The sequence below is a fragment of the Streptosporangium sp. OZ121 genome (assembly GCF_051918885.1).
GTDB lineage: Bacteria > Actinomycetota > Actinomycetes > Streptosporangiales > Streptosporangiaceae > Streptosporangium.
The window spans coordinates 419,786-441,686 of the sequence record NZ_JBPXMC010000004.1; the positions used below are offsets into that span (position 1 = coordinate 419,786).

Here is a 21,901-nt window from a genome sequence, read left to right on the forward strand (position 1 = left end):
GAGTGGCGTTGGGCGGACCGGCCCGCCAGGGGGCGGACCCCCGGGGGTCGAGCGGGCCGGTCCGTGATCATGGGGTGGCGCGGCGCAGGGCCACCGCGTCCCGGTGGACCGTGGCGGGAGCCTGGCCGTCGATGAGCAGGCGGCGCATCAGGACCGCCACCTCACGCATGGTCTCCGGGCCGAAGCCGCGGCGGGTCACCTCCTGGGTGCCGATCCGCAGGCCCCGCGCGGGCTCACCGGGAGGTTGCCCGGGAAGGTGGACGCCGCTGAGATAGACGCCGCCCTCGGCCAGCAGCCGGGCGGCCTCGTCCCCGCCGCCGAACGCGGCGGCGTCCACCGCCACGTGGTGCGAGACGGTCCAGCCCCGGTGGGCGGCGGCCACGGTGAAACCCTCGCCGTCCAGCGCCGCGGCCAGCGCCCCGGCGTTGGCGACGCAGCGGTCGGCGTACCCGGAACCTCCCGCGGCGTGCTCGGCGGCGGCCAGGGCCAGCGGTGCCAGCCGTGAGGCGTCGTAGTTGGCGGTCAGGCCGGGATAGGCGGCCGACGCCACCTGGCGGGCGAGATCCTCGTCGCGGGTCACGACGGCCGCCCCCGGCGGGCCGCCGAAGGACGTGTAGGTGGACATGGTCACCAGGTGCGCGCCCTCGTCCAGCGGCCGCTGGAACCGGCCGCCCGCGATCAGCCCGGCCACGTGCGAGGCGTCGTAGACCAGCAGGGCCCCCACCTCGTCGCACGCCGCCCGCACTCCCGCGACGTCGTACGGGAAGAGCATCAGGCTCGCGCCGATCACCACCAGCGCGGGCCGGTGCTCGCGCAGGAACGCCGGCAGGGCCGCGTGGTCGACGTCGAGCCGCCCGGCGTCGTAGGGCAGGCCGGCCACCCTCAGGCCCCGGATCCCGGCGGCGCCCTGGGCGTGGTGGCCGGCGTGGCCCCCGGCGGTCTCCGGCAGCACCGCGATCGTGTCGCCGGGGCGGGCGAACGCGCTGTAGCAGGCGAGGTTGGCCAGGGTGGCGCTCTGCAGCCGCACCTCGGCGAACTCGCCGCCCATCAGCGCCGCGACCTGGAGCGGGGCGAGCACCTCCAGCACGTCCAGCTCGTCCAGGCCGGTCTGGTGCTTGTCTCCGGGCCAGCCCATCGACGGGCGGCAGCCCAGGGAGATCTCGTGCGCGGCCCTCGCGCGCGCGCTCATCGTGTTGGTGCCCGCGTACAGGACCACGCCGTCCTCGTCGAGGCGGCCGCGGTGCTCGGCCAGCACCGCTTCGACCAGCCGGGTGACCGCGTCGAGTCCCAGACCGTCCACCTCGGCCTCAAGCTCGGCCAGGCGCAGCTGTGCCCGCGGGGGCGCCCACGGGGCGACGCGGCTGCGCTCCTCCACGAGGCTCCTTTCACCGGGCGATCGGACGGCTCTCACGAGACGGACTCCCCGCCTCTCACGAGACGGACTCCCCGAAATGAACAAGTGCGACGCTACGGCTCGCGCCAGATCGAGTCATCGTTCCGACGCCGGAGATACTTCCTACATATGTAGGATCGGACCGTGATAGCGGACGATGTCCAGGACCTGCTGGAATCACTGGCCATGGCGGTGGGCAGGGGCATGTCCGTGGACGACCTGGAGGGCCGCGTCGTCGCGCACAGCGCCCACCACGGGGAGGTCGATCAGGTCAGGGCCCAGGCCATCCTCTCGCGGTCCGTTCCCGCGGAGGTGAGCGCCTGGCAGGAGGCGCACGGGGTGGCCGCGACCCGCGAGCCGGTGCGGATCCCGAAAAATCCTGACCTGGGGATGGCGGCCCGGCTCTGCGTGCCCCTGCTCCACCAGGACCGCCGCGTCGGCTACCTCTGGATCATCGAGGGGCATGGCCCGCTGAACCCGCAGGAGCGGGACAGGGCCGTACGCGACGCCGCCGCGATCGCCGCCCTGCTCGACGACGGCGGCAGCTCCCACACCCTGAGCCAGCTGCTCATCGGCGAGATCGGCGTGCGGCGTGCGGCGGGTGTGCTCGGAGAGGGGCCGCTGCGCGTCATGGCGCTGCGCGGCGACCCGGACGGCCTGCGCGAGGCGGTCGGCGCCGAGCTGGCCAGGGTGCGCCGCCCGCCGGCCTTCACGATCCTGGACCGCCACGCCGTGCTGCTGCTGAACCGCGGCGAGGACGCGACGGCGCTGGGGGAGCGGCTGGCCGCCAGGATCCGGGCGGGCGTCGGGGTCAGCGCGTCGCACCCGGGGCTGGAGTCGGCCGTACGGGCGCACGAGGAGGCGCTCGCCGCGGCCAGGGCCGCGGCGGCGGAACGCACGCTGCGGCCGGTCGCCCACTGGCCGGACCTGGGCGTCTACCGGTTGCTCGCCGAGCCGCTCACCGGCCGGCCGGGTTCGGCGGGCGGCCCGCTCGACACGCTGCGCGAGCACCCGGCGCTCCTCGTCACCCTGGAGACCTATCTGGACAGCGGGGGAGACGCGCAGGAGACCGCCAGACAGCTGCACCTGCACCGCACCAGCCTCTATTATCGCCTCGCCAGAATCGAGCAGCTGGCCGGCCGCAACCTCAAGAACGGAACCCACAGGTTAGAACTCCATCTCGCGCTGAAGCTCTGTCGCTGGAACGCGGTGTAACGGCCGGGTAATCAGGGCACAGCTCTCCGGTGCCGCAGTTGATCAGCGAGATCATGACCGTCATCGTCGTGCTCGTGCTCATCCCGCTGTCGTTGATCCTTGTGTCCGTAGTCTTCCTGGTGGGGCTGGCCGCGTTGGCTCTGGGGACCTCGCGGGAGCAGGATGGGAGAACGACATCCCGGAGGTAGACGGTGCGGCAGCTCAGTGCGGTGGACACGCAGTTCCTGAATTTCGAGACCTCGACGAACGTCGCGAACATCGGGGGACTCGCGATCCTGTCCGGTGGGCTGTCGCGCGGCGACCTGGTGTCGCTGCTGGCCCATCGCCTCCACCTGGCCGCGCCCTTCCGGATGAGGCTCGCCTTCGTCCCGCTCGGCCTTGACCATCCGTACTGGACCGAGGACTCCAGGCTCGATCTCGACTACCACGTGCGCGAGATCGCGCTGCCCAGGCCGGGCAGTGACAAGCAGCTGGGCGAGCAGGTGGCCAGGCTGCACGCCCGCCGCCTGGACCGGCGCCGCCCGCTCTGGGAGATGTATCTGATCCACGGCCTCCGCGGCGACCGCACGGCCCTCTACATGAAGGTCCACCACTCCGCGGTCGACGGCGTCACCGGTGCCGACGTGCTGGCCAGCCTGCTGGACACCTCACCCGAGCCCGCCGAGGTCCGGCTGGCGCCCGCGGCCGAGCCCGAGGAGGAGATCGACACCGGGGAGATGGTCGTCAGAGGGCTGGCCAAGGCCGTCGTCAACCCGGCCAACACGATACGGTTCCTGATCAACGCCGTCCCGCACCTCGACGAGATCCCGCTGATCTCCCAGGTGCCCGGGGCGGGGCTGGTCTCGCGGCTCACCAGGGACCTGGCCACCTACCTGTCCGGATCCGGGGCCGCCGAGGTGCCCGCCATGCCCCGCATGACCGTTCCCCGCACTCCCTTCAGCGGCAGGATCAGCGCGCACCGGCGGTTCGCCTACACCACCCTGCCGCTGGAGGACGTCAAGCTGGTCAAGAACGCCTTCGGCGTCACGGTGAACGACGTGGTGATGTCCCTGTGCGCCGGGGCGCTGCGCCAGTGGCTGCTCAAGCACGACGCGCTGCCCGAGCAGCCCCTCGTCGCGGGGGTGCCGTTCTCGCTCCGCGTCCCCGGCGACCAGAGCGCGGGCAACCAGGTCAGCATCATGATCACCACTCTGGCGACGCAGATCGCCGACCCGGTGGAACGGCTGATGGCGGTACGGGACGCCATGCGCCTGATCAAGGACCGCTCGTCGCTCGCCCCGGCGCGCTGGCTCCAGCAGCTCAGCGACATGATGCCCTCCGCGCTGACCGGCCTGGCCTCCCGCGCGGCCTTCAACCTGTTCGCCGGCAGCGCGGGCCCGATCAACGTGGTGATCTCCAACGTGCCCGGCCCGCAGCTCCCCCTCTACGTGAACGGCGCCAGGCTTCTCTCGTACCACCCCGTCTCCGTCGTGACCGACGCCAGCGGCGGCATCAACATCACGGTCTTCTCCTACGACGGCTCACTTGACGTCGGCGTGATCGCCTGCAGGGAGATGGTCCCCGACGTGTGGACCGTCACCGACTATCTCAGGGACGCCCTCCTGGAGCTCAAGTTCCTCGTTGAGGAGCAGTGACAGCCCGGGGGCGTCCTCGACGAAGCGCAGGGTCTTCTCCAGGCAGACGATCGAGCCCCGCTCCTGCCGCTTGACGAACCGGATGTCGTCGGCCAGGGCCTGCATGATCAGCAGCCCCCGGCCGTGCTCGGAGGTGGGGGCGGGGGAGGTGGTCTCCGAGAAGTCGAAGCCGTTGCCGGCGTCCACCACCTTGATCACGCAGCGGTCCCTGGTCAGCTCGGTGCTGACCATGTAGTCGTCACTGGGGGTGGCGTGCTGGATGACGTTGGAACACGCCTCCGAGAGCATGAGCTGGATGTCCTCGCGAATCTGCGGCACCACGCCCAGGGCCTGGAGCGAGGAGTCGAGAAGTTGCCTGATCACGGGAACACTCGCGGCGTCACGCGGCAGACGCAACGCAATCGTGGCCTCCACGGTCCCCTCCTTTCGCAGCGATGTGTAGAAGCTTTGCCCTGGGCGACCCGTCCTAATCGGGGATGGGTGATCGTGTCCCTGGAATACGGCAACACATGGCAAAGTGCCGCATACGTGACAGGTAATCGGATGTGTGGAGGATTCGCTCCGGGCGCGGAACGCCCGCCGGGCGGGGGTCGCAGACCCCCGCCCGGCTTGGGTTGATCGATGGCGCTAGCCCGAGAAGGCGTCCATCGCGGCCTGGCAGAAGGCCTTGAGGTCGTCGGGCTTGCGGCTGGTGATCAGGGTGTTCGGGCCCGAGGAGCAGATCACGACCTCGTGGTCCTCCCAGGTCGCCCCGGCGTTGCGCAGGTCGGTCCGCAGGCTCGGCCAGGACGTGACCTTCCGGCCGCGCACGACGTCCGCCTCGATCAGGGTCCAGGGCGCGTGGCAGATGGCCGCGACCGGCTTGCCCGCGTCGAAGAACCCCTTCGCGAAGCCGACGGCCTCCGGCACGGTCCGCAGGAAGTCGGGGTTGGCGACGCCACCCGGCAGCACCAGCCCGTCGAAGTCGGCGGCGGAGACCTCCTCGACCGTCGCGTCCACCGGGAAGGTGTCGGCCCTGTCGAGGTGGTTGAACCCCTGGACCTGACCTTGCTCGGTGGAGACGAGCCTGGGTGTTCCTCCCGCCTGCTTGACGGCCTGCCAGGGCTCGGTGAGCTCGACCTGCTCGATGCCCTCCGGGGCCACGAGGAACGCGATCGTTTTGCCGTTCAGCATGTCGTCTCCTCCGTTGACGTGCGGTGATGTCATCAAAGGGATGCCATGCCCGAAGAGTCGGGATCCATGCGAGAACCGTCGGTACCGGGACGGACCTTGCGCCGGCGGAGACCGGAGGCGATGAGCCGGGTGACGAGCTCGCGCGAGGGCACGGCCTCGGCGCCCAGCGCGACGGCCCGCTCGTAGACGGTCTCCGGAACGTCGTAGTGGTCGCGGTCGAACGCCCGGCGCGGCACGCCGAGCAGCTCCGCGAAGGCGTGCAGCTCCCCGATCGAGCTGTCGCTGACCAGGTGTGACCACAGCAGGTCGTGCGGACCCGGCCAGTTGGGCGGGTCGATGAGCACGCTCACCGCCGGGCGAGGTCGAGCGCGACCTCCAGGGCGGCGGCCTGGCGCTCCTCGTCGGTGATCGACTCGTCCCTGAGCATGAACAGCGAGGCGTGCAGCGCGAACAGGGCCATCGAGTGCCTCAGCTGGGTGGACAGGGGATCCTCCGGGTCGACGAGGAAGGCGAGCAGCTCGAACATCCGCTCGCGGGTCTTCTCCATCGTCGGGTGGTTCTTGAGCGAGGTCTGGTTGCGCTCGAAGAACCGCATGACCTCGCGGTGCCTGCCCCGGTACAGGTCGTGGGAGTAGCGGCGGATCAGCTCCTCGCGCGTCTCGTCGGTGCGCGGCTGGGAACGGGCCCAGGTGACCAGCTCCTCGATCGCCCTCACCCGGTCCTCCGCCAGGCTGGCGATGATGTCGTCCTTGGTCTTGAAGTGGTAGTAAAGGGCCGCTTTGGTCACGCCGAGGGCCTCCGCGATCTCGCGGAGCGAGGTGGCCTCGTAGCCCTGCTCGGTGAAGAGCTTCAGGGCGATCTCCTGGATGCGCGTCCGTGTGTCGGCGTTTTCCCTCATGGTTCCCTTACCGAGAAATCAACTTGACGGCCGGCAAGTAAGCGGCTTACATTCCAGCATAGCCGATGCTAGCCGGTCGGCAAGTAAGGAAGATCCACAAGGATCTCCAAAGGATTTCAAACAGGGGGCGAAGAAGTGAAGGAGACCGCGGCCGCGCCGGCGCGGCGTCGCGAGGTCATGGTGGTGCTGCCGGGCCTGATGCTCGCGATGGTCCTGGCCATGCTCGACAACATGATCGTCAGCACCGCGCTGCCCCGCATCGTCGGCGAGCTCGGGGGGCTGACGCACCTGTCCTGGGTGGTCACCGCCTACGTGCTCGGCACCACCGTCTCGACCCCCATCTGGGGCAAGATCGGTGACCTGTACGGCAGGAAGAGCATCTTCCTCGCCTCCATCGTCATCTTCATGATCGGCTCCGCGCTCTGCGGCATGGCCGGCTCCGAGATGCTCGGCGGGCCCTCCGGCGGCATGACGCAGCTCATCGCCTTCCGCGCGCTTCAGGGCCTGGGAGCCGGGGGCCTGATGGTCAACGCCATGGCGATCATCGGCGACCTCGTCCCGCCCCGCGAGCGCGGCCAGTACCAGGGCATCATGGCCGCCGTGATGTCACTCGCCATGATCGCGGGCCCGCTCGTCGGCGGGTTCATCACCGACCACCTCGACTGGCGCTGGGCCTTCTACGTGAACCTGCCCGTCGGGTTCGCCGCCCTCGCCCTGCTCGCGATCAAGCTGCAGCTGCCCAGACTCCGCACCGAGCACCGCATCGACTGGCTGGGCGCGGCCCTGCTCTCGGCCGGCATCACCGCGCTGGTCCTCATCACCACCTGGGGCGGCAACGACTACGCGTGGGGATCGTGGCAGATCCTCGGCCTGGCGGGGCTCGCCGTCGTCACGCTGGTGCTGTTCGTCCTGGTGGAGCGCCGCGTGGCCGAGCCCATCATGCCGCTCAACGTCTTCCGCGACCGCAACTTCAGCCTGATCTCGGGCGTGGGCTTCCTGCTCGGCTTCGCCATGTTCGGCGCGATCAACTTCCTGCCGCTGTTCCAGCAGACCGTCCAGGGGGCGAGTGCCACCAACTCCGGCCTGCTGCTGCTCCCGATGATGGGCGCCGCCATGGTGGTCTCGCTCTTCGTCGGCCGCGCCATCACCCGGACCGGCAAGTACAAGATCTACCCGATCCTCGGCGGGGCGGGCATGGCGTTCGGCATGTGGCTGCTCTCCATGATGGACGTCAACACCCCCGCCTGGCAGACCGGCGTGTTCATCGCGGTGCTCGGCCTCGGCATGGGCTTCCTGATGCAGACCACCATGCTGATCGCCCAGAACAGCGTCGAGCAGAAGGACCTCGGCGTCGCCAGCAGCGCCTCGACCTTCTTCCGTTCCATCGGCGGCTCGTTCGGCGTCTCGCTGTTCGGCGCGGTCTTCAACAACCAGCTCACCTCGAGCCTGGAGAGCAAGCTGGGCGCCGCGGGCGGGCAGCTCGCCTCCGGCGGTGCCCAGTTCAACCCGGCCGCGCTGCACGAGCTGCCCGCCAACGTGCGGGTCGGCTTCCTGGAGTCGCTGGCCGAGTCCGTCTCCAGCGTCTTCTGGTGGGCGATCCTGTTCGCCGTCGTGGTGCCGCTGCTGGCGGCCTTCATCAAGGAGATCCCGCTGCGCGGCGGGCCCGAGGCGTCCGAGGAGGCCCAGACCCCGGTTCCGGCGCTCGACTGACCGGCCGACCGGTGCGAGGCCCAGGCGCCGGTGCCCGGCCGACCCGCGGATTGGTGTGAGGCCCAGGTTCCGGTCCCGGTGCCCGACCGACCTGCGGATCGGTCCGAGTCCCAGGCCCAGGCCCAGGTCCCGGTCCCAGTGCCCGGCCGACCGGCTCGCCGGGGCCTGACGGCCGGCCGCCAGGCCCCAAGTCCCGGCCCAGCGATCCCCAAGCCACCCCCGCCACGATGGGGGCATGAAGACAACCACCCCCGCCGCCGGGTACGTCACCCGGCGGCCGCTGGCCGGCGACGCCCGCGAGATCCACGAGCTGATCTCGCTCTGCGACACCCAGGTGATCGGCAAGGCCGACATGACCCTGGACGACGTCGCCGACCAGCTGAACGACTCCTCCTTCGACGCGGAGTCCGACGGCTGGCTCGTCCACGACGAGACCGGACGGCTGGTGGCGTGGGCCTGGGCCTGCCGCAAGGGCGGCGGCGACAACGTCGACGTGGACGTCGTCGTGCACCCCGCCACTCCGGACCTGACCGGCCCGCTCTGGGACACCGTGACCGAGCGGGCCAGGCAGATCACCGCCGAGCTCGGTCACGACCGGGCCGTGGTGGACATCGGCCTCTACCGAGAGGACAGCGGCAAGCGCGCCGTCGCCGCCGCCCGCGGCTTCGCCGCCGCCACCAGCTTCATCCGGCTCCGCGCCGACCACGAGGGGACGGTGCCCCGGCCCGACCTCCCGGCCGGGACGACGGTGCACCACGGGCTCACCGAGGAGGTGCGCCGCCAGGGCCACGCCGTGGAGCAGGCCGGTTTCGCCGAGCACTTCGGGTTCACCCCGAAGGACTACGACGAGTGGTACGGCGAGCTGGACTCCTCGGTCAACACCGACTGGGCGCAGCTGGCGGTCGCCCGCCTCGACGGCGAGCCCGTGGCGATGCTGCTGGGGACCGACGCCTTCCTCGGCGACGAGAACTGCGGCTACGTGCGCCGGCTGGCCGTACTTCCCGCCTTCAGGGGCCGGGGCCTGGGCCGGTTCATGCTGCGCGGGGCGTTCGCCGACGACGCCCGCCGCGGGCGGGCCGGCACCTATCTCCACGTCGACGCCAACAACAGCACGCCCGCCCTCGACCTCTACCTCTCGGTGGGCATGCGCCAGGTGCTGGCCATCGACGTCTGGCGGCGCACGATCTGACCGCGGAGAGCGGTCATCCGTCCGGGGTCACCCGGTGCTTGGAGAGATGGGCCAGCACCGCCTGGTTGGCCTCCCAGCCGTCGGGGAACTTCACCGGCACGCCGAGCTGGACCGGCTCGGACGACGGGTGGGCGTCCAGGAGTTCGGGGATGCCCGCCCTGGCCACCACGACGCAGGCGTGGCGGTGCCGGGAGGTGAGCACGCACAATCGCCCCGACTCCAGATGGAACGCGGTGGCGTCGCGGCGCCCGGAGAGCGGGTGGAGCACGATCGTCACGTCGTACTCCCGGCCCTGCAGGCGGTTGGCGGTGTCCACCGTGATCTCCGGCGGCACCCCGGCGGCCCTGATCGCGGCGACCTGGTCGCGGTGCGCGGCGCCGATGGCGATCCGGTCGGCCGTGACGGGATGGCTGCCGCGCTCGGAGTGCGCGACCGGGCCCCGCTGGAGCAGCCGCGTGGCCAGGAGCGCGGTCGCCGTCACGGCCTCCGCGTCGGTGCGCACCGTGTGGCGGCTCGGCAGCTCGTACAGCGCCCAGCCCGACACGGCCGCCTCCTCCAGCGCCCGGTCGTGGGAGGTGCGCATGCCGTTCACGGTGAACTCCAGCGACCGGTCGTCGGGGCCCGTCCCGGCACGGAAGCCGGTGAACGGGTAGAACGCCTCGGAGACCACCGGCGCCGCCGACGCCGGCAGCCGCCAGGAGACCGGCAGCCGGTGCACCGGCAGGTCGGGGTTGTGCCGCAGCAGCACCGAGACCGCGCTCTGCACCGGGTCCCACGACAGGCCCGCCCAGCGGTCGCCGTCCACGATCGAGAACGGGTCGAGCTGGCCGGGGTCGCCCACGAACAGCGCCCGCTCGAACAGCGAGGCGATGCGCAGCAGCTTGTCCGAGCGCATCTGGTACGCCTCGTCGACGATGGCCCACGGCCAGGTGCGGTCACCGATCCAGGCCCACTTGTCGGCGGTGGCGATCACCACGGCCGGGTCTCCCAGGTCGGGCAGCTTGCCCGCGACCGAGACGTTGGGGTGGGCGAGGACGCGGGCGGGCGTGATGTAGCCGCTCGCCGACAGGCGGCCGATCGGCAGGTCGGGGTGCTCGGCCGCGAGCCGCTCCACCAGGTCGTCGACCTGCTCGTTGGTCTGGGCGACGATCATCAGCGGCTCGCCGGTCTCCGCGATGTGCCCGGCGGCCTTCACCACCAGCGTGGACTTGCCCGCGCCCGGCGGCGAGTCCACGACCACGCCGCGGTGGCGGGGCAGGTCGGCGAGCACGGCCTCCACCACGGCCGCCGCCTCCTGCTGCGGGGTCATGCCGCACCCCCGTCACGGCCCATCGCGCGAGGAGCGCGCGCGACCGGACGGGACACCGCCCGGCGACGCGGGGTCCGGTGAACGCTCAAAGCCATTCCTCCTGCGCGTCGTCGTCACCGGGCTCGTACTCCTGCGGGGGGCCGCCGTGGGTCCACGGCGTCCGCTCCGGGTCGGGCAGCGCCGCCGACGACTGGAAGTCGTCGGTCAGTGAGGTGTACGAGACCCGCTCGCCCGGCTCGGGCACCGAGCCGGGGGCCGGTGTCCTGCCCCGCCCCATCCCCTTGGTGACCTTGAGGGTGATCTCCCCGTCCGCGATCTCGACGATCTCGGCGGCGTGGCCGCGCCGGTCGGGGCTGCCGACCGTGGTGCCGGGGGCGAGCCGCACCGGGTCGCCGGTCCGCACCGTGATCAGGGGGCGGAGCTTGCGCGAGCGGCCCTCGCCCTCGCTGTGCTCGGGGTCGGCGGACGTCACCGTTCCGGCGAAGGCCTCGCCGCTCAGCCGGTACTCGGCCATGAGCAGCGGGTCGTCGTGGGCCCGCTGCACGTCGTAGCTCGCCCGCGCCCGCTCCAGGCCCGCCAGCCGCGCGGCGGCGCCGACCGCCCCGTCCCTGCGCGCCTGCGGCGGCCCGCCCTCGGCGATCCGCTCGACGAACCGGGTGAACGACCCGCGGTCGATCTCCCAGCGGTCCTTGACCCGCGACCCCTCGGGCAGGGAACGCAGCAGGTCCACGCTCCGCCACATCAGCCGCCAGGTGGGGTCGAGCTGGGTGCGCAGCGCCTGGGCGATCCGGTCGACGGCGCGATCGGTCGGCGCCTCCTCGTAGGCGCGGATCGCGGGGCCGAGCACCTCGTTGTCGAAGCCGGGGTCGGTGGCGGGACCGGCCGGAGGCCAGAGCAGCGGGTCCTCGGCCTCCTCGGCCGCCCGGCGTCCGGACATTCCCGGTGGCGGATCGATCCACCCCAGCAGCGCCGCCAGGTTGGCGTCCTCCAGCCCGCTCTGCCCGGTCGCCCAGTGCAGGCTCAGCGCCTCGGTGGCCGCGAGCAGCACCGAGGAGCCCGGCTGCCGCGACCGGTCGCCGAAGTAGGTCAGCCACCGGCCGAGCAGCGGCACCGAAGGATGCACCGGGTAGGGGCCGTCGGCCCGGCGGAACCGGGTGGACCGGCCGAGCAGCCCGGCGAACGAGGCCGCCGGCCGGTTCGGCACCAGGATCTGCGGCGCGTCCAGGCATCGCTCGTACGGCTCGCCGCCCCTTCGCTCGACCGTCTCGGTGCTCTTCTCGAACCCCTCGATGTACGGCAGCAGCACCTCGGCCAGCCCGGCGGCGAAGGCGAACCGCTGGTCCCGGTTGCGGGGCTGGGGAACGATGAGCAGCCGGGGGTGACCCGGGTCGGTGCCCACCATGGCGGCCAGCGGCGCGGCGGCCTCGCCCGCGAGCTTGAGCGGGATGAGCACCATCGGCTGGGCGGAGATGTGGCAGTGCCGGACCGTGGTGATCCGCTGCGCGACGCCGTCCCTGACGGCCCGCAGCTGCGCCAGCGCCGTCAGCGTGCTCACCTGCCGCCCCCCGTCCGCCGCGAGGACCAGGCGGCCGGGCCCGGTGTGCCGGTGTCCGCCGCGGTGACGTCTCGTGCGGCCGGTGCGCCCGTCCTCACCGCAGCGACTCCTCACGCAGCCGGTTCGCCAGCCGGAGCAGGCGGGCGATCTCCTCCTGCCCCTCGGCCGGTTCGCGGGTGCCCTCGGCCAGGCCGAGGGCCTCGTCCATGCCGGAGACGCCGCCCAGCTGGTCGCGCACCTGGCGCCCGAGCAGGTCGGTGGACCCGCAGGCGCGGGCCTCGTGACGGCAGAACATGCACAGGTCGCAGGTGGACAGGCAGTCGGGCGCGTAGCGGGCGGGCACCTGGAGCAGTGCCTGGGCCAGCTCCTCCGCCGAGCGGGTCGGCACGCCGTCCTCGCCGGGGGCCAGATCGAAGGTCAGGTCGCCGGGCAGGCCCTCCAGCAGGTGCTCGACCCTGGTCATCCGGGTGAGCTGGCGGGTGAGCACCGAGAGATGCTTGCGCACGTCGACCAGTGCCGCCGTCGGGCGGTTGGCGAAGTTCTCCGGGCAGACGAGGACCACGTCGTGGGAGACACGCTGAGGGTCGTGGCCGAGGTCGGCCATGAGCGTGCGCAGCGCCAGGACGTAGACCGCGGCCTGCCGCGTCGCCGCCGCGACCTTGTCCGGCTCGGCCTGGCCGTCGATCATGCCGAACGACTTGATCTCGACGATGTGGAAGCGCCCCCCGATCTGGAAGGCCACCACGTCCGGCTCCAGGTAGGAGGTGTGCCCGGCGATCTGCAGGCTGAGCAGCGGGTGGTCGTAGAACACCGCGGTCCCGTCGTCCTCGCGCGCCGCGCGGTCGATCAGCGCCCGGGTGTGCGAGTGGCGCAGGTGGGAGCCGACGCTCTCCACGTCCTGGTAGCCGACCTGGGCGACGGCCAGGCCGAGCAGCTCGCGCAGCAGCCGCAGCAGCTCGGCGCAGCCGTTCTCCTTCACCAGCGCCTCGAACACGTTGCCACGGCTGATCGCGAACTGGGACTGGCCGAACGGCGCGGGGAAGCCGACGTGCCGGGCCGTGAGGTCCTTGTCGACACCGGCGGCGTCCATCAGCGCCCGGCGCGCGCAGCCGGGGTTGGCGGCGAGCGCCGCGATGGCCCGCGCGTCGTGCGGGCGGGACGGCATCGGTCCGCGCAGCTCGTCAAGCCTGTTCGGGAAGGACCTCTCCCTGAGCTTGTTCATGAGCCGGTCTCCCCGTCCAGCCTGGTCTTCAACAGGCCCCCCTCAAGGTGTTCATCGCGGTGGCGCCGAACAGGCGCTCCACGTCCGGTAGTTGCCTCGTCGCCCGTGCCGCCACCTCGGCCCGCTGCGCGGAGTCGGCGGCCAGGTGCACCTCCAGCTCGGCCCGCGCCGCGCGGATCGCGGTCGCCGGGTCGGCCGGGGCGAATCCCTCGACGGCCCCCGGGATGTTCTGCGCCATCCGCGACAGCAGCCGCACCGCCCCCGGGGGCGGCTCCGTCAGCCGGGTCAGTTGCTCGGCGACGCGCATGGCCGAGGTGAGGAAGTCGACGCGGGGGCTCAGCGGTCCCAGCACCCGCAGCTCGGGCGGCCACGTGCTGTCGGCGAGCAGCCCCCGGGCGGGGGAGAGGCGGTCGGTCAGCGCGGCGCACAGGTAGTACGGTCTGGCGTAGGGGTCGCCGCGGAACGAGCGCTCCTCGTCGCGCCGCAGGCTGGTCAGCTGGGAGCCGCGCAGCTCGCGGGAGAAGAAGGCGTCGTTCACCGCCACGATCAGCTTGGCCGGCGTCGGCACGCCCAGCATGGTCAGTGCCTGGTGCACCTGCTCCCTGATGGGCAGCAGCGAGGTCTCGGGTTCGTGCGGCGGCGCCGGGGCCGCCGGGATGTCGGAGGCCACCGCCGCGTCCCACGCCTGCTCGGCCCTGCGTAAATCCCCGCGCAGCGACCGGGCGAGCGAGTTCTCCCTCGCCTTGACCGCCCGTCGCACCTCGGCGCGGAGGTCGGCTATTCGCCGTTCCAGCGCGTCCAGTGAATCACTCACGGCCCGGAGCGTAACAGGAGTTCCACCAGCCTCCCCTGAATTCCAGCGAATTCCAGCATTAAAGCGCGAGCCATTGAATGGCAATAACGGGCGAAAGGTGCATCAAAGGTGAAAAACCCGCTCGTCGTCGAGTCCCGTGTCGGTCGTCGCACCTCACTCCCAAAAGCCTTAACTTGGTTAAGATATTAACCGAGTTGTGCTTCTGTTAGGTTGGAACGCGTGACAGGACTTCGGGAACGCAAGAAACAGCAGGTCCACGAGGCGATCTCGGCGGCGGCGATCGCGCTCTTCCTGGAGCGCGGGTTCGACGAGGTGTCGGTCGCGGAGGTGGCGACGTCGGCGGGGGTATCCAAACCGACCCTGTTCAAGTACTTCCCGACCAAGGAGGACCTCGTCCTGCACCGCATCTCCGACCACCAGGGGGAGGCCGCCCGGGTCGTCCGCGAGCGCGGGGCGGGCGAGAGGCCGCTGGCGGCGCTGCACCGGCACTTCCTGGCCGGGCTCGACCGGCGCGATCCCGTGACGGGGCTCAACGACCACCCCGAGGTGCTCGGCTACCACCGGATGGTCTTCTCCACGCCCAGCTTGGCGGCCCGGGTGCTCCACTACATGGCCCTCGACGAGGAGGCTCTCGCCGCCGCGCTCGCCGAGGACACCGACGAGCTCACCGCGCTGCTCGTCGCCGGCCAGGTCCTCGCCGCGCAGCGGGTGCTGGCCCGGCGCAACTGGCTGGCCCTGGTCGGGGGGGCGACGGCCGAGGGGACCCACCCGTCGGCCGTCGCCGCCGCCGACCACGCGTTCGCCCTGCTCCCCGAACTCCCCTGAACACGCGGCACCGGGCCGGGGCAGAACGGGCGGGGCAGGCAGGGGAGCGGGACAGGGCCGGGACCGGGCCGGGGGCGGGAATCCGCCGCCCCCGGGGGCTACCGGCTCTAGCCTTCGACCTCCGTGCGGTCGGCCGACCACAGGGTGTGGAAGGAGCCCTCGCGGTCCACCCGCTCGTAGGTGTGCGCGCCGAAGAAGTCACGCTGGCCCTGGATCAGGGCCGCGGGCAGGCGCTCGGCGCGCAGCCCGTCGTAGTAGGCCAGCGCGGTCGAGAAACCGGGCGCCGGGATGCCCAGCTCGGCGGCCTTCGACACCACCCGCCGCCACGAGTCCTGCGCCAGGGTGAGCGCGTCGGCGAAGTAGGGGGCGGCGAGCAGCGTGACCGGCTTGTCCTGCGCCGCGTACGCCTCGCGGATGCGGTCGAGGAAGACGGCGCGGATGATGCAGCCGCCCCGCCAGATCGTGGCCAGCGCGCCGAGGTCGAGGTCCCAGCCGTACTCGGCGCTGCCGACCCTGAGCTGGTCGAATCCCTGGGCGTAGGCGACGATCTTCGAGGCGTACAGCGCCCGCCGCACGTCCTCGGCGAACTCGTCGCCGACGGCCCCCGCGGGCACGCCCGACGGGCCCGGCAGACCGCGCGCGGCCTCCCGCAGGTCCGCGTGGCCGGACAGGGAGCGGGCGAACACCGCCTCGGCGATGCCGCTCACCGGAACGCCCAGGTCCAGCGCGATCTGCACCGTCCACCGGCCGGTGCCCTTCTGCTCCGCCCGGTCGGCGATCACGTCGACGAGCGGCTTGCCCGTGGTCGCGTCGACCTGGCGCAGCACCTCGGCGGTGATCTCGATCAGGTACGAGGACAGCTCGCCCTCGTTCCACTCCGCGAAGATGTCCGCGAGCTCCGCCGGGGTCCGGCCGAGTCCCTGCCTGAGCAGGTCGTAGGCCTCGGCGATGAGCTGCATGTCGGCGTACTCGATGCCGTTGTGCACCATCTTCACGAAGTGCCCGGCGCCGTCGGGGCCGATGTGCGTGCAGCAGGGCACGCCGTCCACCTTCGCCGCGATGTCCTCCAGCAGCGGGCCCAGCGCCTGGTACGACTCCTTCGAGCCGCCGGGCATGATGCTCGGCCCGAGCAGCGCGCCCTCCTCGCCACCGGAAACCCCCGCGCCGACGAAGTGGATGCCGCGCTCGCGCAGCGCGGCCTCGCGCCTGCGCGTGTCGGCGAAGTGCGCGTTCCCACCGTCCACGAGCATGTCGCCCGGCTCCAGGAGGGGGGCGAACTCCTCGATCACCGCGTCGGTGGGCGCACCCGCCTTGACCATGATCAAAATACGCCGGGGCCGCTCCAGCGCGGCGACGAATTCCTCCGGAGTCTCGCAGGGGACAAAGGTTCCCTCGTCCCCGTGTTCCTCGATCAGTGCCTTGGTCCTGTGCTGGGACCTGTTGTGTACCGCTACCGAGTGCCCGTGCCTGGCCAGGTTGCGGGCGAGGTTCGCCCCCATCACGGCCAGTCCTGTCACACCGATCTGAGCCTGAGTCATCTCTGACACTCCTTTGTCGTGTCCAAGAATGCCAGTCTGCACCCACCGCCGATCAAAGCCGTCAAGAGGTCCCGGGAGAGAGGGCCCCGGCGCCGTACGGATCCGCGAACCCGCCCGTTTCCACGGGGTTTCCGCGTCCGGCGGGAGCGGGGAGAGAGAGGCCCGGGCCCGGTGCGAAGCCGTGGGATCCCCTGGGATCCCCTGGGATCAGTGGCGGAACAGGGTTCCGGGAGCCTCCGAGCCGAGGACCCCGCCCAGGCAGCGATAGGTCCGCGCACCACCCTGGAACTGCTCCTTCGAGGGCGGCAGCACCGTGCTCCGCCACCTGGCCCGCCCGATCCCGCGGGCGTCGCCGTACCGGGAGGCGAGCATGATCTGCGCCGCGCACACCTTCTTCACCGTCGGGTGCTTCTCCAGGGCCTCCTGATCGTGGGTGAGAGAGTCCCGCGGCAGCGGGGCGATCGCGAACGTCTCCCACGAGTGGGACTCCTCGCAGCCGATCCGCTTGGCCGTGGCGTCGCCCGCGATAGAGACGAGACCGCCCCAGCACTCGGGCTCCACCACGCACGCGGCTCCCGCGCCCGCCACCGCCGCGGCGGGGCAGGCGGCCGTGACCGTGGCCACCTCGGGGACCTCGCGAGCCGCGGACGCGTCCGCCTCCGGGGCCGCGTTCCCGTCCTCGCCGGCGTTCTGGAGGGCCTGCGAGCCGGGCCGCTGCCCGGTGGACGGGGTCTGGTCGCGGTTCTCGATGTACATGAGCCCGACCCCGGCCATCAGCAGGATCGCGAAGGCCACGGCCACCGCGACGAAGACCCGCACGTTCGACGAGGAGGGATGCGCCGGGGCCGCCGCGGGCGACCGGGTACTGGAAAGCCCCTTCAGGCCCGGCGACGTCAGATGCGACCGCGCCACCTCCCCGCCCGGCCCGCCCGGCCCGCCCCGCGCCGCCGGCGTGCCGTACGACGACGCGTACGGGGGCTCCGCGTACGGCGTGCGTGCCGGGCCCGCGACCGGAGCCGGGGGAGAGGCAGGAACCGGGGGAGAGGAAGGAGAGGCGGCGGGACGCGGTGCAGGGGACCGGCGGGCCGGACCGCCCCCCTCCAGGCGCAGGTCGGTGAGGGCGTCGCGCAGCGCGGACACCGAGGGGGTGCGACGCGCCGGGTCGGTGGCCATGGCCTCCCTGAGCACGGCGGTCAGCTCCGGCGGCACCCCCGGGATCTCGGGGACGGGCAGGCGGTGCAGGGCCATGATGACCGCGATGTTGACCACGCCGCTCTCGGGGAAGCGCGGCGGGCGCCCGGAAAGCAGCGCGTACAGCGTGGCGGCGAGAGAGTAGACGTCGCCCGCGGCGGCGGGTTCGGTCAGCTCGAACGCCTCGGGCGGGGCATAGGCCGGGGTGAGGGACTCCCTGGTCACCGACGCCTCGCCGCCCGAGGACGGCATGGTGGCCAGGCCGAAGTCGGAGAGCACCACGTTGCCGTACCGGTTGATCAGGATGTTGGCGGGCTTGATGTCGCGGTGCAGCACCCCTGTGGCGTGCGCGGCCGACAGCGCGTCGGCGATCTTGATGCCGATGTCGGCGACCTCGGCCGGCGGCAGCCGCTTCTCGGCCCGCATCCGGTCCAGCAACGACCCGCCGGGACACAACTCCAGGACCATGTACGGCCGGCCGTCGGGCAGGACCCCCGCGTCGTAGACATGGGCGACGTGCGGGTGGCCGGAGAGGGCGCCGGCCGAGGTCACCTCACGCATGAAACGGCGCCGGTCCCGCTCGGAGACCAGCACCCGGTTGTCCACCTTGAGCGCGACCTCGCGCTCCACCGCCAGCTGCCTGGCCCGGTAGACGATCCCGAAGCCGCCCTGGCCGAGTACCCCGGACACCTCGTAGCCCGGTACCGCAAAGGCGCCGGATTCGGCCACCTGCCACCTCCTGAAGATGAGCGGCAGATTACCGGAGTTTGATCGGCTAATTGAGGATGTATCCCCTTATGCCTGGTCAGGAAAATGACGTTCGTGACCGGTGGAATGCTCGTCGCCGAGCTCCGCCAGGAGCGCGTCCCAGCGGGCGCCGATGGTGTCGAGACCGTAGCCGGAGGCCGTGAGCACGGCGTTCCCGCCGAGCTCGCGGCGCAGCTCCCGGTCCTCGATCAACCGGCAGAGCGCCTCCGCGAGCGCCGCCGGATTCCTCCCCGGGACCAGCAGCCCGTTGTGCTCGTGGACGATCACCTCTCCGGGGCCGTGCGGGCAGTCGAAGCTCACCACCGGCACGCCCTTGCTCATCGCCTCCAGGATCGTCATGCTGAACCCCTCGTAGCGCGAGCTGACGACGTGGATGGACGACCTGGCCAGCTCCATGCCGATCTCCGGCGAGCTGCCCATGAGCAGCATCGTGTCCGACAGCCCGGCCTCCTCGATCCTGTCGCGGAGCCTTCGCTCGGCCCCGGTCCTGCCGCGCCCGTACAGGCGCAGCACCCAGTCGGGATGCGCCTCCGACACCGGCTTCCACGCCTTGACCAGCAGGTCGAAGCCCTTGGCGTGCACCATCCTGCCGATGGCGATCACCACCTTCTCGTCCAGCTTCGAGATGTCACCGGCCAGCGCGGTCACGGCGTTCGGGATGCGCAGCAGCCGTCCCGGGGGCGCCTCCAGCGCCCTGCGGTAGTGCTCCAGGTCCGTCTGGGTGAGGGTGACGAAGGCGTCCAGCCTGCCGTAGCGCCGCTTGATGAGCCGGACGACCTCCGGGGCGTGCAGGTCGAGGGCAACGTGCTCCTGGCCGACGGTGATGACGCCCGGCGGCGCGAACAGCGCGGTGATCAGGTTGAACCCCGGCCGGGTGGAGATCAGCACGCCGGAGCGCATGGACCGCAGGAAGCGGACCATGAGCAGGTCCGTCCTGAGCGAGACCGCCCGATGGATGTTCTCCTGCCTCGGGATCAGGACGCTCGGCAGCCGCGACAGCAGCCGTGCCACCGGCCCCCGCCGTCCGGTCCTGTCGTCGAGGAACGACACCCGCACACCCGGCGGGATGGGGAAGAACGGCTCCTTCGCCGTCCGGACCACGCTGACGATCTCCACGTCGCGCTCGCGCGCCAGGTGCCCCGCCAGGTTGAGCACGGTCCTGATCGTGCCGCCCATCCCGTACGCGTGCTGCAGCAGGATACGGACCGTTCCGGTGTCGGGGGCCGGTGCGCGCCGCGCCCGCCTCTCGTTGCGGGCCCGCAGCAGCCGGAGCGCCGCGCGCCTGGCGTGTCCGCGCACCTTCGCCGACGTCCCCGAGATCCCCGGCATCCTGAGAGCCCCCGCCCCTCGCCTCCCTCCCTCACTTTCCCGGAGCGGCTTTCCCCGAAGCGCGCACGTCACGACATCCTGCTCACTGCCCGGTGAGCTGTTTGTCCTCCCGGTGCTCTTGATTTATCGTCGCCTGTCGCCTGTCGCTCGTTATTCGCCGAAGCGAGACAACCGGCCGCGTACGCGAGCGTGGCGCAGCGCCCACGCGAACAGGCCGAGCGTGGCGACGAGGTAGACGGCGTCCAGCAGTGCCGCCCAGGCGAGGCTCTCCCAGGGCACGGCGCCGCCGTTCAGCACGGTTCGCATGCCCGTGAAGACATGGGTCGCGGGCATGAACTCCGCGATGGCCTGGAGAGGGCCGGGAAGCGTCTCGACGGGGTAGAAGATGCCGGCCAGCGGCTGTACCACGAAGACCAGGGACCAGGCGATCACCTGGGCGTTCTCGCCGAACCGCAGCACCGCGCAGATTCCCACCAGGCCGAGGGACCAGCCCATCACCAGCAGCAGTGCCATGAACGGCACCATCCCCACGCCCATGCTCGTCACGCCGAAACCGTAGAGGCCGAGCGCCAGCCCCGACATGATCGCGACAGCGAAGACGACCTTGCCGAACGAGAACACGATCAACCCGATCACGTACTCGACATTGGAAAGCGGGCTGACCTGGACGTTCAGTAAGTTCCTGCTCCAGATGTCCTCGAGGAACGCTATCGATATCTCGTTGCTGGCCTTCTGGAGCACCTGCCACAGCAGGACCGCGCCGATCAGGAAGGCGGCGATGAACGGCACGCGCTGCGACTGCAGGAACAACGTCACGAAGCCCCAGACGAACAACTCGATCGTGGGCCAGAAGACGATCTCGAACATCCGGATCGGGCTGCGGCGCAGCGCCGCCAGGTCGCGGAAGACCACACCGCTGATCCGCCGCCTGCGCGCGGCCAGGCCGAGCGGAGGAAGGACCATCGTCATGATCGCGCCACCTTGAGAAAGACCTCTTCCAGATCCTGCACGCCGTAGACGCCGGTGAGTTCGGTGGTGCTTCCGCTGGCCACGATCCGGCCCTCGGACATGAAATGGATGCGGTGACACATCCGCTCCACCTCCTGCATGTTGTGGGACGTGATGAGCATCGCGCGCCCGCTCTCGGCGGCCACCCGGACGAGCAGGTTGCGAATCCGGTCGCCGGCGTCGGGGTCGAGGTTGGCGGTGGGTTCGTCGAGGATGAGCAGGCTCGGCTCGTTGATCAGGGCCTTGGCCAGCTGCACGCGCGTACGCTGGCCGGAGGAGAGCTCCATCACGCGGCGCCTGCGCAGGGGCCCCAGGTCCAGCAGCTCGATGACCTCCTCCACCCGGACCTTCGGCTTCCGCACTCCGTACAGCCGGGCGAATGCGTCGAGCACCTCGCGCACGTGCAGGACACCGGGAAGGTCGACGTAGCTCGCGGCGAAGTTGATCTGGCTGAGCACCTCGGTCCGGTTGCCGGCGAGATCCAGGCCGAACATGTCGATGCTTCCGCTGTCGGGCGTGATCAGCCCGAGGAGCATGTGCAGGGTCGTCGACTTGCCCGCGCCGTTGGGACCGAGCAGGCCGACGATCTGACCCGTTTCGACGGTGAGGCTCACCTCCTGGACGGCAGCCACCGAGCCGAACCTCTTCGCCAGTGCCACGGCCTCAAGAATCACCACCACGCCAGCGTGCGGTCCGCCGCCCCCTGCGGGCAATCGGTTTTCCCCCGGGGTGGCACGGTTGATTTGACGATGCGGGCCGGGGTTCATAAAGTTCACCAGCACCCGAGGGAGACGGCGGTGACGCCGGGGCCTCGGAACCCTCTCTGACGATCTTTATCCTGACGGGATCTTTGTCCCCAAAGGGGTCTGATTCGACACGAATCGGACGATCAAGTAAGTTAGACGGGTTGCCCCGAAAGGGGAGGCTGTAAATTCTGAAACAGGTAAGCCGGATCGGGTCGGTTTGACACGAAAAAGCGGGCCTGAAAGAATAAAGGCACAACGAAAGAACAGAATAAAACAGAACGAACGCCCCGGAGTTCTGCCGGACCGGTTGGTCGGGTCAGGGTGATGGTGTACGCGTCCGTTTCTTGAGAACTCAACAGTGTGTTAAAAGCCAGTGCATGAAGC

General features: G+C 71.2%; 20 protein-coding genes. 6 read left to right on the forward strand and 14 right to left on the reverse strand.

The genetic code is table 11. The features are described 5' to 3' along the window. Positions 1–67 precede the first annotated feature (67 nt). Positions 68–1,375, reverse strand: coding sequence for a serine hydroxymethyltransferase (locus ACTOQ1_RS11990; protein ID WP_440066495.1), 1,308 nt, complete (start codon positions 1,373–1,375; stop codon positions 68–70). Between the two features lie 162 nt (positions 1,376–1,537). On the opposite strand from ACTOQ1_RS11990, the gene ACTOQ1_RS11995 reads away from it, so the two are divergent. Genes ACTOQ1_RS11995 through ACTOQ1_RS12005 form a run of 3 tightly spaced genes read left to right on the forward strand, consistent with a single transcriptional unit; the run spans position 1,538 to position 4,242 of the window. After that, positions 1,538–2,608, forward strand: coding sequence for a PucR family transcriptional regulator (locus ACTOQ1_RS11995; RefSeq protein WP_440066497.1), 1,071 nt, complete (start codon positions 1,538–1,540; stop codon positions 2,606–2,608). A gap of 29 nt (positions 2,609–2,637) precedes the next feature. Beyond that, complete coding sequence (locus tag ACTOQ1_RS12000) at positions 2,638–2,796, forward strand: hypothetical protein (protein WP_440066499.1); 159 nt, start codon at positions 2,638–2,640, stop codon at positions 2,794–2,796. 3 nt (positions 2,797–2,799) lie between these two features. Further along, the gene (locus ACTOQ1_RS12005; RefSeq protein ID WP_440066501.1) at positions 2,800–4,242 is read left to right on the forward strand and encodes a WS/DGAT/MGAT family O-acyltransferase; all 1,443 of its coding nucleotides are present in this window, start codon (positions 2,800–2,802) and stop codon (positions 4,240–4,242) included. Here ACTOQ1_RS12005 and ACTOQ1_RS12010 read toward each other — a convergent pair. From ACTOQ1_RS12010 to ACTOQ1_RS12025, 4 genes are all read right to left on the reverse strand, one after another. After that, positions 4,129–4,656 (reverse strand): ATP-binding protein, encoded by a 528-nt coding sequence (locus tag ACTOQ1_RS12010; protein WP_440066503.1) that lies wholly within the window; start codon positions 4,654–4,656, stop codon positions 4,129–4,131. The two genes, ACTOQ1_RS12005 and ACTOQ1_RS12010, sit on opposite strands and share 114 nt — an antisense overlap. A 213-nt stretch (positions 4,657–4,869) precedes the next feature. Continuing rightward, on the reverse strand, positions 4,870–5,415 hold the full coding sequence (locus tag ACTOQ1_RS12015) for a type 1 glutamine amidotransferase domain-containing protein (RefSeq protein WP_440066505.1): 546 nt from the start codon (positions 5,413–5,415) through the stop codon (positions 4,870–4,872). 32 nt (positions 5,416–5,447) lie between these two features. Continuing rightward, the gene (locus ACTOQ1_RS12020) at positions 5,448–5,765 is read right to left on the reverse strand and encodes a DUF4031 domain-containing protein (protein ID WP_440066507.1); all 318 of its coding nucleotides are present in this window, start codon (positions 5,763–5,765) and stop codon (positions 5,448–5,450) included. Next, on the reverse strand, positions 5,762–6,313 hold the full coding sequence (locus ACTOQ1_RS12025; protein WP_440066509.1) for a TetR/AcrR family transcriptional regulator: 552 nt from the start codon (positions 6,311–6,313) through the stop codon (positions 5,762–5,764). Before ACTOQ1_RS12025 ends, ACTOQ1_RS12020 begins: the two co-directional genes overlap by 4 nt. A 135-nt stretch (positions 6,314–6,448) precedes the next feature. On the opposite strand from ACTOQ1_RS12025, the gene ACTOQ1_RS12030 reads away from it, so the two are divergent. Both ACTOQ1_RS12030 and ACTOQ1_RS12035 read left to right on the forward strand, forming a co-directional pair. Then, positions 6,449–8,023 carry an MDR family MFS transporter gene (locus ACTOQ1_RS12030; protein ID WP_440066510.1) on the forward strand — a complete coding sequence of 525 codons (1,575 nt, stop codon included), beginning with the start codon at positions 6,449–6,451 and terminating at the stop codon, positions 8,021–8,023. A 235-nt stretch (positions 8,024–8,258) separates the two neighbouring features. Beyond that, entirely contained in the window at positions 8,259–9,212 is a 954-nt protein-coding gene (locus ACTOQ1_RS12035; RefSeq protein ID WP_440066512.1) for a GNAT family N-acetyltransferase, read from the forward strand. A gap of 13 nt (positions 9,213–9,225) precedes the next feature. On the opposite strand, the gene ACTOQ1_RS12040 is transcribed toward ACTOQ1_RS12035, so the two are convergent. From ACTOQ1_RS12040 to ACTOQ1_RS12055, 4 genes are all read right to left on the reverse strand, one after another. Next, positions 9,226–10,521 (reverse strand): AAA family ATPase, encoded by a 1,296-nt coding sequence (locus tag ACTOQ1_RS12040; protein ID WP_440066514.1) that lies wholly within the window; start codon positions 10,519–10,521, stop codon positions 9,226–9,228. Positions 10,522–10,606: 85 nt separating this feature from the next. Continuing rightward, positions 10,607–12,076, reverse strand: a complete 1,470-nt coding sequence (locus tag ACTOQ1_RS12045) for a hypothetical protein (RefSeq protein ID WP_440066516.1) — start codon at positions 12,074–12,076, stop codon at positions 10,607–10,609. Between the two features lie 94 nt (positions 12,077–12,170). Continuing rightward, the gene (locus ACTOQ1_RS12050) at positions 12,171–13,298 is read right to left on the reverse strand and encodes a hypothetical protein (protein WP_440066517.1); all 1,128 of its coding nucleotides are present in this window, start codon (positions 13,296–13,298) and stop codon (positions 12,171–12,173) included. 28 nt (positions 13,299–13,326) lie between these two features. Beyond that, a complete protein-coding gene (locus ACTOQ1_RS12055; protein ID WP_440066519.1) occupies positions 13,327–14,112 on the reverse strand; it encodes a hypothetical protein in 786 nt (261 codons plus the stop codon). A gap of 219 nt (positions 14,113–14,331) precedes the next feature. Here ACTOQ1_RS12055 and ACTOQ1_RS12060 point away from each other — a divergent pair, with 219 nt between their 5' ends. Next, the gene (locus ACTOQ1_RS12060; RefSeq protein WP_440066521.1) at positions 14,332–14,937 is read left to right on the forward strand and encodes a TetR/AcrR family transcriptional regulator; all 606 of its coding nucleotides are present in this window, start codon (positions 14,332–14,334) and stop codon (positions 14,935–14,937) included. Between the two features lie 107 nt (positions 14,938–15,044). On the opposite strand, the gene gndA is transcribed toward ACTOQ1_RS12060, so the two are convergent. From gndA to ACTOQ1_RS12085, 5 genes are all read right to left on the reverse strand, one after another. Then, entirely contained in the window at positions 15,045–16,475 is a 1,431-nt protein-coding gene (gene gndA / locus ACTOQ1_RS12065) for an NADP-dependent phosphogluconate dehydrogenase (RefSeq protein ID WP_440066523.1), read from the reverse strand. Positions 16,476–16,682: 207 nt separating this feature from the next. Continuing rightward, positions 16,683–18,395, reverse strand: a complete 1,713-nt coding sequence (locus tag ACTOQ1_RS12070; protein ID WP_440066525.1) for a serine/threonine-protein kinase — start codon at positions 18,393–18,395, stop codon at positions 16,683–16,685. Positions 18,396–18,461: 66 nt separating this feature from the next. Continuing rightward, positions 18,462–19,763 carry a glycosyltransferase family 4 protein gene (locus ACTOQ1_RS12075; RefSeq protein ID WP_440066526.1) on the reverse strand — a complete coding sequence of 434 codons (1,302 nt, stop codon included), beginning with the start codon at positions 19,761–19,763 and terminating at the stop codon, positions 18,462–18,464. Positions 19,764–19,913: 150 nt separating this feature from the next. Beyond that, positions 19,914–20,732: an ABC transporter permease gene (locus ACTOQ1_RS12080; protein ID WP_440066528.1), complete on the reverse strand. Its 819-nt coding sequence runs from the start codon at positions 20,730–20,732 to the stop codon at positions 19,914–19,916. Next, complete coding sequence (locus ACTOQ1_RS12085; RefSeq protein WP_440066530.1) at positions 20,729–21,448, reverse strand: ABC transporter ATP-binding protein; 720 nt, start codon at positions 21,446–21,448, stop codon at positions 20,729–20,731. Before ACTOQ1_RS12085 ends, ACTOQ1_RS12080 begins: the two co-directional genes overlap by 4 nt. Positions 21,449–21,901 lie beyond the last annotated feature (453 nt).